Source organism: Veillonella sp. CAG:933 (assembly GCF_000431435.1).
Taxonomy (GTDB): domain Bacteria; phylum Bacillota; class Negativicutes; order Veillonellales; family Veillonellaceae; genus Veillonella_A.
On the sequence record NZ_HF986113.1, the window covers coordinates 1 to 13,010 of the forward strand.

11 protein-coding genes and 1 pseudogene are annotated in these 13,010 nt (G+C 43.0%); 2 read left to right on the top strand and 10 right to left on the bottom strand.

Going from position 1 to position 13,010, the window contains the following annotated elements; all coding sequences use genetic code 11:
• Nucleotides 1-395: 395 nt before the first annotated feature.
• The 6 genes from QZL64_RS00795 to QZL64_RS00820 all read right to left on the bottom strand — a co-directional run bounded on the left by QZL64_RS00795 (nt 396) and on the right by QZL64_RS00820 (nt 7,978).
• Nucleotides 396-1,301: a LysR family transcriptional regulator gene (locus QZL64_RS00795; protein ID WP_021840163.1), complete on the bottom strand. Its 906-nt coding sequence runs from the start codon at nt 1,299-1,301 to the stop codon at nt 396-398.
• Between the two features lie 244 nt (nt 1,302-1,545).
• Nucleotides 1,546-2,874, bottom strand: coding sequence for a putrescine-ornithine antiporter (gene potE, locus QZL64_RS00800; RefSeq protein WP_021840164.1), 1,329 nt, complete (start codon nt 2,872-2,874; stop codon nt 1,546-1,548).
• Nucleotides 2,875-3,533: 659 nt separating this feature from the next.
• Nucleotides 3,534-4,247 (bottom strand): hDIG domain protein, encoded by a 714-nt coding sequence (locus tag QZL64_RS00805; protein ID WP_021840165.1) that lies wholly within the window; start codon nt 4,245-4,247, stop codon nt 3,534-3,536.
• A 167-nt stretch (nt 4,248-4,414) separates the two neighbouring features.
• Nucleotides 4,415-5,842, bottom strand: coding sequence for an argininosuccinate lyase (argH, locus tag QZL64_RS00810; protein ID WP_021840166.1), 1,428 nt, complete (start codon nt 5,840-5,842; stop codon nt 4,415-4,417).
• Nucleotides 5,843-7,054: an argininosuccinate synthase gene (locus QZL64_RS00815; protein WP_021840167.1), complete on the bottom strand. Its 1,212-nt coding sequence runs from the start codon at nt 7,052-7,054 to the stop codon at nt 5,843-5,845. It lies immediately after the preceding gene.
• A 114-nt stretch (nt 7,055-7,168) separates the two neighbouring features.
• Nucleotides 7,169-7,978 (bottom strand): extradiol ring-cleavage dioxygenase class III protein subunit B, encoded by an 810-nt coding sequence (locus QZL64_RS00820; RefSeq protein ID WP_021840168.1) that lies wholly within the window; start codon nt 7,976-7,978, stop codon nt 7,169-7,171.
• Between the two features lie 118 nt (nt 7,979-8,096).
• Here QZL64_RS00820 and QZL64_RS00825 point away from each other — a divergent pair, with 118 nt between their 5' ends.
• A complete protein-coding gene (locus QZL64_RS00825) occupies nt 8,097-9,050 on the top strand; it encodes a transglycosylase domain-containing protein (RefSeq protein WP_021840169.1) in 954 nt (317 codons plus the stop codon).
• A 125-nt stretch (nt 9,051-9,175) separates the two neighbouring features.
• Here QZL64_RS00825 and QZL64_RS00830 read toward each other — a convergent pair whose 3' ends face one another.
• The 4 genes and pseudogenes from QZL64_RS00830 to QZL64_RS00845 all read right to left on the bottom strand — a co-directional run.
• The gene (locus tag QZL64_RS00830; RefSeq protein ID WP_021840170.1) at nt 9,176-9,436 is read right to left on the bottom strand and encodes a DUF3343 domain-containing protein; all 261 of its coding nucleotides are present in this window, start codon (nt 9,434-9,436) and stop codon (nt 9,176-9,178) included.
• Nucleotides 9,437-9,469: 33 nt separating this feature from the next.
• Nucleotides 9,470-10,174, bottom strand: coding sequence for a sulfurtransferase-like selenium metabolism protein YedF (gene yedF / locus QZL64_RS00835; RefSeq protein ID WP_295241287.1), 705 nt, complete (start codon nt 10,172-10,174; stop codon nt 9,470-9,472).
• A gap of 34 nt (nt 10,175-10,208) precedes the next feature.
• Nucleotides 10,209-11,243, bottom strand: coding sequence for a selenide, water dikinase SelD (gene selD / locus QZL64_RS00840; protein ID WP_374041992.1), 1,035 nt, complete (start codon nt 11,241-11,243; stop codon nt 10,209-10,211).
• Nucleotides 11,244-11,340: 97 nt separating this feature from the next.
• Nucleotides 11,341-11,541, bottom strand: a pseudogene (locus QZL64_RS00845) (DUF951 domain-containing protein); the annotation flags it as partial.
• A gap of 589 nt (nt 11,542-12,130) precedes the next feature.
• Between QZL64_RS00845 and rbr the strand changes: the two are divergent.
• Nucleotides 12,131-12,679 (top strand): rubrerythrin, encoded by a 549-nt coding sequence (rbr, locus tag QZL64_RS00850; RefSeq protein ID WP_021840174.1) that lies wholly within the window; start codon nt 12,131-12,133, stop codon nt 12,677-12,679.
• The last annotated feature ends 331 nt before the right edge of the window (nt 12,680-13,010 follow it).

Genomic DNA, 13,010 nt, shown 5'->3' on the forward strand with positions numbered 1-13,010 from the left:
CTCTTTAGCGCCCCAAAATTTGACAAAGAGCCCAAAAACAGAAGACGGTTATGTCGGTAAAATTTACCGATATAACCGTCTTCTGTATAATTCCCCCGATCCATGTTAAAACACGGATACTATTTAATTAAAAGTCCCCGTTGCCCGTGGCTCTCACCCCACCAAGCAACTTTTTATTTACCGGCGGCTCTCACCCCGCCCGTATCTCTCTTGTAGTTACGCTCTCTGCTCACTCAAAGTCCCCTCGTAACTCTCTCTCTTTAACAGTTCAATGACTGTTGAACTTCCCTTGACTGAAATCATTATACGTTCTTTTGTCTTCTGTGGCTAATATATACAGAAAACGGTTAGCTATAGTTTAAACCTATATCTAACCGTTACGGTTTGTGTCCTGATCAAACACTTTGCGTATTCTTTTTAAGTGCTTCAATATAATTGCGACAATATTTACCGGCCGCTACCTTATTATGCAAAATATAGCCGATTTCAATTTTTTCATCCACATCAAGCGGAGTAGCCAAAATATTAGGGCCGTTCAGTTTCTCACTGATAATACCGGAACAAATCGTATAACCGTCAAGCCCGATTAAGAGATTAAACAATGTCGCTCTATCACACACCACAATATCTTTGGCACTGTCACAGGTGCTCAAAATTTCTTCTGAAAAATAGAAGGAATTATGCTCCCCCTGTTCGTAGGAAAGTCGTGGAAACGGTGCCAAATCCTCCAAGGTAACCTTCTCTTTAGATGCCAAAGGGCTAAAAGAGCTTATAAATACATGAGGCCTTGCCGTAAACAATGGATGGAAGGTTAAATCATGTCGTTTAAACTCTTTGCGTAAAACCGTTTCATTGAACTCATTAAGGTACAAAATACCGATTTCACTGCGAAGTCGCGCTACGTCTTCAATAATTTCATAGGTCTGTGTTTCACGAATACGGAAATCATATTCATCGCCGCCATAGGCTTTTAAAACATCTACGAAGGCTTCCACAGCAAACGAATAATGCTGCGTAGATACGCAAAATTGATGCTTAACCGGCGTTTGTCCGAAATATTTTTCTTCAATCAGATTTGTCTGCTCAATTACCTGACGGGCATAGCCGAGGAACTCTTCCCCTTCCGTTGAAACGATGACGCCCTTATTGGTGCGGGAGAAAATGGTAATCCCCAATTCCTGCTCCAATTCCTTAATAGCCGCCGTCAAGCTCGGCTGAGCGATGAATAATTCTTTCGCCGCCTTATTAATGGACCCTTGCTTGGCCACGGTTACAATGTATTTTAACTGTAATAAAGTCATATATCCTCTTACCTCTATATTTCACTTCAAGTCAAAAGCTTTTTAACTAAAAAATATCTATTTTTACAAATTTATAGCAGAATATGCCTGAATCTTTAGTGCTAAATTTTTAGTCTTCAAACCTCTATTCTTACTATAAAGCAAAACAAAAAGGACTGCAAGCACTCGGAAGTGTTTGCAGTCCGTATAGGTCAGTTGATTACGCTACATTTCGGTTGATTAAGCCACGCTACGTCTGGGCTGATTAAGCCACACTACGTTTGGAACGAAGAGCACGAGGCACAATATTGAAGGCCAATTGGTAAACAATGTAGCCGATAATAATAGCAATCGTACCGCCGATCATAGGGCCTTCACCGGACGCATAAATTGCGTATACGGAGTAAGCAATCGCTACGATGCTCAAACCGAAAATGCTGCGACGAGTGAATTTGGAAGCACCTTCAACTTTTAATAATTTATTAACAGCAATACAGCAGAGAATGTAAGGGAATACATTCGTAACTACTGCCAAGTTAACGAGGTTTTCAAACTGACGGCTCAAGGATTCGTTCATGGTCATGAAGGCCAAGAGAGACTGAATCGTCAAGAGAATCAACAAACCACGTACAGGTGCGTCAGCTTTGTTTACACGGCTGAATACTTTAGGGAACAAGCCTGCATCGGCAGAGCTTTTGAACACACGAGATAAAGTGAACTGCCAGCAAAGGATAGCACCGCAGCAAGAGATTACCATAGCAGCCATAACAATCTGGCCAACAGTTTCATTGAACATCTGCGCGAACACCATACCGAATGGTGCCGTTGAGTTCAATAAATCAACATTTGGTACAATCCCTGCCATAATATTAGTAGACAATACATAAATCACCGCTACTGCTAATGTGCCAAAGAATGTTGCAATTGGTACGTTTTTCTTTGGATTTTCTACAGCATCCATGTTAGCTGCTGCGGACTCAAAGCCCAAGAAACCCCAAAGAGTTAATGCGATGGATTCGCTAACTGCATCAAAGAAAGGCAGTTGGTTCGGATTCCATACAGCTGTGTACATATTTGGGTCAAACCAGAACCAACCGAATACGCTGATGAACAATACAGGGATGATAGCCCCCCAAACAGTGATATTACTTATACGACCGGTTTTGGCATTACCGCCGAAGTTAAGAACGGCAGCTAACCAAAGAAGCACGATAGTGGCTAAACTCATCTGTACCGGCGTCAAGGTTAAATTAAATAAAACAGCTGCGTAGCCTACTGCGGAAATCGCAATCGCTACGTTTGCAATTACAAGTGAAATGGCATAAGCATAGTTTGCCATAAAATGTCCGGTTCTGCCGAAAGAATACTCTGCATAGCCGCCAAGTCCACCGGTTTTCGTTGTGAACATGCCGCACTGTGCGAAAATGTGGGCCAATACTAAGGACCCTACGGCTGTAATCAGCCAAGACAAAACGGAAATAGTTCCTACTTCTGCAAGTTTAGTAGGCAACATAATAATCCCAGCACCCATCATATTTGCTGCAACGAGGGTCGTAAGCTGGAATACAGACATTTTTTTAGCGGTGGTTTTCATGTATCAATCCCCTTTCTAATGTAGCTCAACATCTACAACTTAATAATCAGTGACCGCTATCGATACCAGTCCTTGCGGTTGTGCGTGGATGTGGTATCGTATGAAACGTATTTCTCTTTATTTTATTTGACGACTTATTCTAACATCTATTGACAATTAATGAAAGTCTTTTTTTCAATAAAAAAGGTCCACGAAAGCTAGTCGCCATCAATGGCGGCCCGTGTTTTTCATGGTGCAATTCTCAAAGTGGGCATTATACCTAACTTTTTAAAAATTTTACGCAAAATTTACCCCATTGGCGGACAAAAAATATTACACGAATTGAATAAAAATATATAAACTCTATAATATAAACGAGGAGAATTCATTTGAACCATAAAAAGTTTCAATTTTAGTCTATTTTTTCCTATGCCGATTAGGTATTTTAAGGGCCTATTCCGAATTAATTATGATTTTTTTCGAACTAAAACAGGGTGTGTCTACTGTGCACAGACACACAAAATATATCCGTCATTGAATTTCAAATCCAGGCCCTTGTCGAATGACAGTGAACACTTTAACGCGCACTTTTACCGCCTAAAAATTACACAAACCGTTAACGACATTAACAACGAAGCGTTAAAGGACGGCGGGTAGTCCAGGCACAAATTAACAGTCTGTTAATTTCCTACCTGCAATTCATATTCCCTTGCAATCTCATCTTCCGACGCCTGCATGGCGGCCAGGGTTTTACTTAAAAGCTCATCCAGTTCCCAGCCGAGCCGTTCAGCACCGTTTTTGATGACATCACGAGAGCAACCGGCAGCGAATTTCTTATCTTTGAATTTCTTCTTCAGACTCTTAAGTTCCATATCCTTCGTTGATTTGGAAGGGCGCATCAAAGCAGCAGCAGCACCGATCAAACCGGTCAATTCATCGGCCGCATAGAGCACGTTTTCCATCAATTCTTTTGGTTCCAAATCGATGCAGATACCATAACCGTGACAACAGATAGAATAAATTTCATCGTCAGCTACGCCCGCTTCTTTTAAAAGCTCCTGTGCTTTAACACAATGCTCTTCCGGATACATTTCAAAGTCCACGTCATGCAAAAGGCCTACTTGAGCCCAATAATCCGCTTCTTCACCAAAACCAAGCTCATTGGCGTACCAACGCATCACCGCTTCCACGGTTAAGGCATGTTGAATATGAAACGGTTCTTTATTATATGTTTTCAATAATGCCAAGGCATTTTCTCTTGTTAATGACGGTGTATGCATACCCATCCCTCCCTCAATTCTCATAGTTGCAAAGTCTATCCCGGTTGTCTTAAACACACGGTCTATCGACAAATTTTCGGTATCACGGCCGACTGCCGACACTTCCGGTGTCACGCCATTCACCTGAACCGATATAAAATAAAATGCATACCAAAAGTCTAATTATCTTTTTGGTATGCACTATATAGTATAACATGATTTGACGGACCTGTAAAAAAAGCCGCTTTAAACACTTAGTGGAAATTAGCCGCTAAAGCGCTTATCGCCTCATTGGCAGCCCCTTAGATTCTTATAGAATCAAGCTGTGCTGCCCATTTAGCCAATTGTGCTTCTTCTTCGGCCACTTGAGCCGCCCCGTTTTTACGTTGACGGGCTACACATTCAGGCGCTGTGCCGCTGTAATTTTTACGACCGGCCACACAGGCTTCAATGGTAATTGCATCAAGAATATCGGCTTCGAATACAGGGGAGATTTTTTTGAAATCTTCCACGGTCAAATCCAATAAAACACAATGATTCTGAATGCAATGCTGCACCGCTTCACCGACGATAGCATGGGCTTCGCGGAACGGTACACCTTTTTTGGCCAAGTAATCGGCCATATCCGTAGCATTAGAGAAATCGTTAGCTAAGACGGAATAGGTGCGTTCACCGTTAACGGTCATCTGACGAAGCATATCCGCCATAATCGACAAGGCAAATTGCAAGGTATCGATAGCATCAAAAATACCTTCCTTATCTTCCTGCATATCCTTATTATAGGTAAGCGGCAAGCCTTTCATGGTTGTCAAAAGGCCCAATAAATGGCCGTAAATACGGCCCGTTTTACCGCGTACAAGTTCACATACATCAGGATTCTTTTTCTGCGGCATAATGCTGGAACCGGTGCAATGCGCATCATCGAGCTCAATAAAACCGAATTCCGTGCTGGACCACATAATCATCTCTTCACTGAGACGACTCAAATGCATCATAGTCGTAGCGGCAAAATGTAAAAATTCCAGCACATAATCGCGGTCACTCACCGCATCCATACTGTTTTCGTAAATCTTGCTAAACGCCAAGAGTTCCTGTGTGTAGCTTTGGTCGATTGGATACGTTGTACCCGCCAACGCACCGGCGCCCAAAGGCATTACATCAGCATGCTTATAAATGAGCGGCAAATGATCGAAGTCGCGGCCGAACATGGAGAAATAGGCCATCATATGATGGGCAAAAAGTACCGGCTGCGCCCGTTGCAAATGGGTGTAGCCCGGCATAATCACGTCTTGGTGCTTTTCAGCCACTTCAAGGAGCGCTTTTTGCAAATTGACCAACAGTTCACCCATGTGAACTACCGTTTTACGCACATACATGTGCAAATCAACAGCCACTTGGTCATTACGGCTACGGCCCGTATGGAGACGACCGCCCGCTTCACCGATAGCATCGGTAAGGCGTTTTTCAATATTCATATGAATATCTTCAAGGGCTACGGAGAAGTCAAACGTGCCCGCTTCAATTTGTTTCAAAATATCGTTCAAACCGGCTACGATAGCATCGCAATCAGCCTGAGAAATAATTCCCTGTTTCGCCAGCATTGTCGCATGTGCTTTACTGCCGGCAATATCTTCCGCATACATCCGGGCATCAAAAGCGATAGAGGACGTGAAGTCCTCTACCGCTTTGTCAGTACCCTTTGTAAAACGGCCACCCCAAAGTTTAGCCATTTATTTACCTGCCTTTTCTTTCATTAAAGCATTAATTTTAAGTGGCAAGCCGAAGAGATTAATAAATCCTTCTGCGTCTGCCTGATTATATACATCATCTTCTTCGAAGGTTACAAATTCCTGATTGTATAAGGAATAAGGTGATGTTGCACCGGCGCTGATGATGTTGCCCTTGTATAATTTCAAGTTAATAGTACCGGTTACCGTTTTCTGAGTTTCATCTACGAACGCCTGTAACGCCGCCATCAATGGTGCAAACCACATACCGTCGTATACGAGCTCTGCATATTTATTAGCTACCAATTCTTTATAGTGGTAAGTCGCTCTGTCGAGGCAAAGGTATTCCAATTCACGATGCGCATACATGATGATAGCGCCGCCCGGATTTTCATATACACCACGGGATTTCATGCCTACGAGACGGTTTTCAACGATATCAACGATACCCACACCGTTAGCGGCACCCAATTCGTTCAAAGTCTGTAACAATTCAAGCGGAGTGCCTGTTTTGCCGTTAACAGCTACCGGTACGCCTTCCTTGAAGTCGATAGATACCATGGTTGGTGTATCAGGCGCTTCTTCCGGAGATTTACAAACTAAATGCACATCGTTTTTAGGTGCATTAGCCGGATCTTCCAGGTCGCCCCCTTCATGGGACAAATGCCATACGTTCTGGTCCATGCTGTATGGATGAGATTTAGTGGCTACTACCGGAATATCGTGTTTAGCCGCGAATTCCATACAATCTTCACGGGATTTGAGTTCCCATTCACGCCATGGAGCGATAATTTTAGTATTAGGCGCCAATGCTTTAATAGTCAATTCAAAACGAACTTGGTCATTACCTTTACCGGTTGCACCGTGCGCAATAGCGTCGGCCCCTTCGGCTTTAGCTACTTCTACTAATTTCTTGGCAATCAACGGACGAGCGAAGGAAGTACCTAATAAATATTTACCTTCGTATACGGCGCCGGCTTTAACGATTGACCAAATGTAATCGGCTACGAATTCTTCTTGAACATCAAGAATATACGCTTTGGAAGCACCGGATTTGATGGCTTTCTTTTCAACCGCATCATAATCTTCAGGTTGTCCCAAGTTACAGCATACAGCGATTACTTCACAGCCGTAGTTTTCTTTTAACCACGGAATAATTACGGATGTATCAAGACCGCCGGAATAGGCTAATACTACTTTTTTAATATCACTCATTATAAACACCTCTTTGAATAATCAGTTACTTACGTTCTTGTCTTTCATGTGTAACATTATACATAGTTGTGAATATTAATGCAAGTATTTTTGTAAAAAAAATACAGAACTTTTTTATTTTTTTACATCATATTGTATTAAGCCATAGGTTTCACCGGCCACCGATGAGAAATGATGCGTCCCTACCGTTGCTTTAAGACCGCTAACGGCACCCAGTACAAATGCGGCGGTACGCAAAGAATATTCCTCGCCCGGTGGGTAGCCCAAAGTCTGCAAAACACGCGGTTGTTGGTCACCCAACGCATACATAACATTAATATTGGTATCGAGGTTTTTATCACGACCGTTTACCCAATGGTTCGGCAACAAATTGGCACTGCCGATAACAGCTACCTGTCGCCCCGACGCTTCGGCCGCCAATTGAACGACTTTACCGAACGTGTATAATTCCTCATAACTTAAGCGGCCCATGGTAAGGCGCACAATCTGCTTATTCCCCAACCCCTGTTCGGCCAGGAAATGGAGCGGAATTGTAGCCGTATGATGCAAAAAATAGTCATCCGTCGAAATAATCGGCAAACTGTCCAAAATACTGGTCAACGGAATGCCCATGCGTTCGCTTGATTTACGCAAAGCCGCGTTAAATGTACTATCCGTCTCCATACCAACCGTAAAGGTAGTACCATTGGCCAAAGGAATAGCACCGCGCAAACGGGCTTGCGGACTGTAGCCGATAGCATCATTTAAAGTCAACTGATAGCGACTCAATATTAAAATCGTTTGCGGCTTGCTGGCCTTTATGGCTGCTGCCGCTTGCTCCATAGCGCCAATCACTTCATTATAAGCACTGCGATCAGTCGCTACCGCTTCATAATATCGAAGAGGCGCCGGCCAATAGGAAACACTAACAATACGTCCCTTCATCGAAACCTCCTTATAAAACTATAATAGTATTTATTTTATTTATTTTATTTATTATATTTTACTATGAATAAGTGTAAAAATCACTAGCTATTTTTGTCACTTATGGTATGATAGAGCCATGAAACTATTATTTAAATTATTAATCACTATCATCGTATTGGGGCTCGGTTTATACTGGTTTGCCGGCTATACGCCAAACGAAACCGGCCAGCAACGCAGCCCTTACACGGTGAAAGAACAGACCTTAGAGTCCACCGAAGACCAAATGAGCCGTACCGCTCGTATCAATCGTTTATTCCACTTCAAAGAGGCCGTTGAAACGGCTCTTGATCAACGAGTGCCTGACAATCAACGCGTGAAAGGAGACGAAATCAGCCAGAACTTAAAGGATGCGTTGGTAGCCACGGAAGATAAACGATACTATGAACACGGTGCCATTGATCTTTTCGGCATCGGTCGCGCCTTTTACACGAATGTAACGGCCGGTCGCACCGTTGAAGGTGGCAGTACAATCACGCAACAACTGGTAAAAAACCTCTTTTTATCCTCCAAGCGTATCATGTCACGTAAAGTGGAAGAAGTGATTTTGGCATACCTCATGGAATTGTATTACACCAAAGACGAAATCTTAACGATGTATCTTAATACTATTTATTACGGCAATAACTATTACGGCATCGAGCAAGCTGCCAAAGGCTATTTTGACACCACCCCGGCTAAACTCACTTTAGGCCAAGCAGCATTACTGGCCGGCATGCCGCAAGCACCATCCTATTATAATCCGGTGACGAATTATAAAGGCGCTAAAGAGCGGCAACGCACGGTTCTTACTTTGATGACACAGCAGGGCTTAATCACTAACCGCGAAGCGGATAAGGCGTATTATTCCAATTTAAATTTACAGCAAACACCGGCAACAGATGCTGAAATTGCGGAAGCGGCGCCACCGAGTGAATCCGGCAGCAAGGACGATAATACTTCCGATGAATCTTCATCGTCCCATAGCTCTAAATCCAACAAATCAAGCAGCCATCATTCATCTTCATCCTCGAAGTTTTCTATTGATGAATAATGTCGGTCTGCTTCTACGGACTGCGCTTTAATCGCCGCCAATAAAATCAACTAAAAACCGCCTGTCCGATGCATTCTTTAACGAGATGTATCAAACAGGCGGTTATTTTTTACCCATACAAACCATCATTCTTGTGTAATTTGCACTTTAGTACATTTTTTAGAAGCTCGGTCATATGTATACAAACCCGAATGAGTGATATGCGCCGCTTGTAGCAGTTCCAAAATTCGTTCCAAGTCAGCCTGGGCACATAGAATACAAAGACCGCACATATTATGCAATGCCGGCGGAGTCGGAATAAGTTGCAGTTTAATACCTTCCCCTTGCAACATTTTTTCCGCTTTATAGGCAAAATAATAATTTGTAAATACTATTAAGTTTTCCATAATCGGCCTTTCTCGTATCGGGGCAATGCCACACTACAAGGTTACCATCGATTCTGTGAGCATCGCTTCCGTAATGGCATAAAGATTAGTAATGGAGCCGACCGCTACTTTTTCCTTCAAGCCGTAAAAATCAAGGCAAATACCGCAAGCAGCAATGTCGACGCCGGCTTCAACCAAATTCTTCAAGTTTTCAAGATGTGGTGATTCTTCCGTCACCATTTTTACACCGCTGTTAATAAAATAGATTTTAGACGGTTTTACATCCGATTCCGCTAGGCAAAACATAAATGTTTTCATCAAAGTGCGGCCTAATTCTTCATTGCCTTCGCCCAGATAATCTTTGGTAATTAAAAGAACTTTGCCACCAAAGTTTGGCGATGAAACAGATGCTGCCGGACTCTTTGGAGCCTCCGAAGCGACCTCTGTGACCGAAGCCTTGGTTGCTGAAGCTTCAGGGGACACTGTGGCGACTTGTGTACCGGCCGGCACCATAGTTAGATAATGTGTGTTCCCACCAGTCGCTACGGTTACTTCACACTGTCTGGACTTACCAAACTTGGTCACATTATCACGACTGACCTCATTATCTACAAGAGTTGTAATAACTGCTCCGGGGTGCTCTTCCATAGCTTTCTTCGTCGCAATCACCGGCATCGGGCATAAAGAACCGCGCATATCAACGACTACACTGCCCTGTACAAGCCACTCTTTTTTTACATCGTTCGGTACTTCCGTCATAGAGCGTAAATCAGCTCCATAGACCGCCTTCACTTCATCGGACATAAACGTCAAAATCTCCTCTCGCTACCACCTTGCCAATCTGCTTAGCCGCGTGAACACCGGCTTGGTGCAAGGATTTAACCAACTCTTCCGCCTCTGACAGGGGCACAGCCAATAACAAGCCACCTGACGTTTGCGGATCAAAACAAATATCACTCCACACAGATTCCAATTCAACTAAACCGGACACAGCCGTAATCGCTTTACGATTGCCGTAGGTAGCCGCCGGCACCAGACCCATCTCGGCCGCTTCGACTACATGAGGAAACAGCGGCAACGCTGTCGTATCAATTTCCAACGATACATCGCTGCCACTTGCCATTTCAGAGCCATGCCCCATCAAGCTAAAGCCTGTAATATCCGTACAGGCATGAACCGTAAAGTTTTTAGCTACTTCACAGGCCAGTTTGTTGAGCATACTCATGCTCGCCACAGCCGCCTGAGTTTCCTCGGGAAAGAGGTCTCCTTTTAAGGCCGTACTCATAATCCCCGTACCTAGCGCCTTAGTTAGAACCAGCGCATCGCCCACTCGGGCGCCGCGATTCCGCCAAACCTTATTTGGCTGTACCTGACCGGTCACGGCGAGTCCAAAGAGGGGCGTTTCATTTTCTATACTGTGCCCGCCCAATACAACTACACCGGCTTCTTCAAGCGTTGCCATGGCTCCCTTTAACACATCCGTTAAGGCGCCCGCTTCCACAAGAGGCACCGGAAAGCCTACAATGTTCAAAGCCGTCAAAGGGCGTCCACCCATAGCATAAACATCACTCAAGCTATTGGCCGCTGCAATGCGCCCAAACGTATACGGATCGTCTACGACGGGCGTGAAAAAATCGACGGTCTGCACTAAACCAACCTCTTCGTTTAGCACATATACGCCCGCATCTTCGGCGCCCCCCATAGCCGTCAAAACATGGTCATTCGTAGGAAATTGAACCGATTTGAGTACAGCGTCTAATATATGGGGTCCTATTTTACAAGCGCACCCGCCCTTGGCGGCATACGGTGTTAACTTAATCAACCGTATCGCCTCCTGCCGTATTAGCCGGGGAGCTTACACTCACATCTGCTTGTGCCGCCACTTTTGCCTGAGAAGCCGCTTCTTTTTTAGCTGCCTCGGCCGCCTCCGCTTCAGCTGAACGAATCACAATCTTTTTAACCGCTTTTTCAAATTTAGAGCGCGATAACATCACTTGATGACCGCAACCGCGACAAACAATCGTAAAATCTGTACCAATACGCTTAACTTCCCACTCCGCACTTCCACAAGGATGGGACTTTTTCATTTTTACCACATCGCCTACATAATATCGTACAAATGCCATTGCATGTCTCCCTTCTTCGATTCACAATCAATCAATTCAAATTAAGTCTGATAACAGTACGGACGCTTACTAATTCTATCCTAATATATTTATTATATACCATTTAGAGTTCCCTGCCGAATACATTATATGCAAAACAACGTATTATTTTGCTAAAAAATACTTTCAAACGAAACGAGTCTGTTATATTTACAATTTCAAGGATCCTCCGGCCGCCTCCCCACGGCGGTTAAATTTTTAATTCCTACTAAAATGTAGGTATTCTCATTTTATAAACTTGAATCACTGACATTCATTCTCAATTGCGTTTTTATGGTTATAATGCTGTTTTCAAAGCGTTAACGCTCCAAAAAGTCAGCAATCACGCGTATTGATAAGCTTTATCAAATAAATCTTTTTTAAATTTTTCAAACTTTTGGGCTTGATTTTCTCAATTTCATAGGCTATAATGTAATCAACAATGATTATTCATTAGTTTGAATTGTTGTGAAATAAAAGTTTATTTCTAAGCTATTTTAATTCTTTACTTTATTTCGTAAGTACATTATGAATTGTGTCAAAGTTGTCACAACAAAAAGGAGAGATTAATATGTCAGAATTAAAAGGTACAAAAACTGAACAAAACTTACAGGCCGCTTTTGCCGGTGAATCTCAAGCTAACCGTAAATATACATACTACGCTTCTGCAGCTCGCAAAGCGGGTTTGAACAAAATTGCTGACTTCTTCGAAGAAACAGCAGTAAACGAAAGCGCTCATGCTAAAGTTTGGTTCAAATTATTACACGGTGGCGACGTTAACGCTGATACTGCAGTAAACTTAAAAGACGCTGCAGCCGGCGAAAACTACGAACACACTGAAATGTACCCTGAATTTGCTAAAGTAGCAAAAGAAGAAGGCTTTGCTAAAATTGCATACCTTTTCGAACAAGTTGGTAAAATCGAAGCTCGTCATGAAGAACGTTATCTTGATCTTTTAAGCTATGTAAATGGCGGCAAAGTATTCAAACGCGAAGAACCGGTTGCTTGGATTTGTGCTAACTGCGGTTACATCCATGTTGGTACTGAAGCTCCTCAGATTTGCCCGGTATGTGCTCATCCACAGGCTTTCTTCTCCCAACACAGCGAAACTCTTTTATAATTTAAAGTAAGTAACAATTTTTAGTATATACTCAAGTGAGCAACTGATAACCTATATTAAACAAGTGTTATTTAACCTTCGACGAGTGTCATTTATTGCATACAACAAGTGTTGTCTCTTATGATCATCAAGTGATGAACCGATGTAGAAGATAGAACTCCTAAAAAATTATGTATGCTAACTAATGATTTAGTTGCAGTATACGGGAAATAAGTATTTCCTCTCACTATGTATGAAAAGTTCACATGTTGTTAGCGCCAAGTGGCGTAACATACTATAGAAACCAAGTGGTTTCACCCAAAAGGGGCTGTAACGAAATACACCCCTAAAA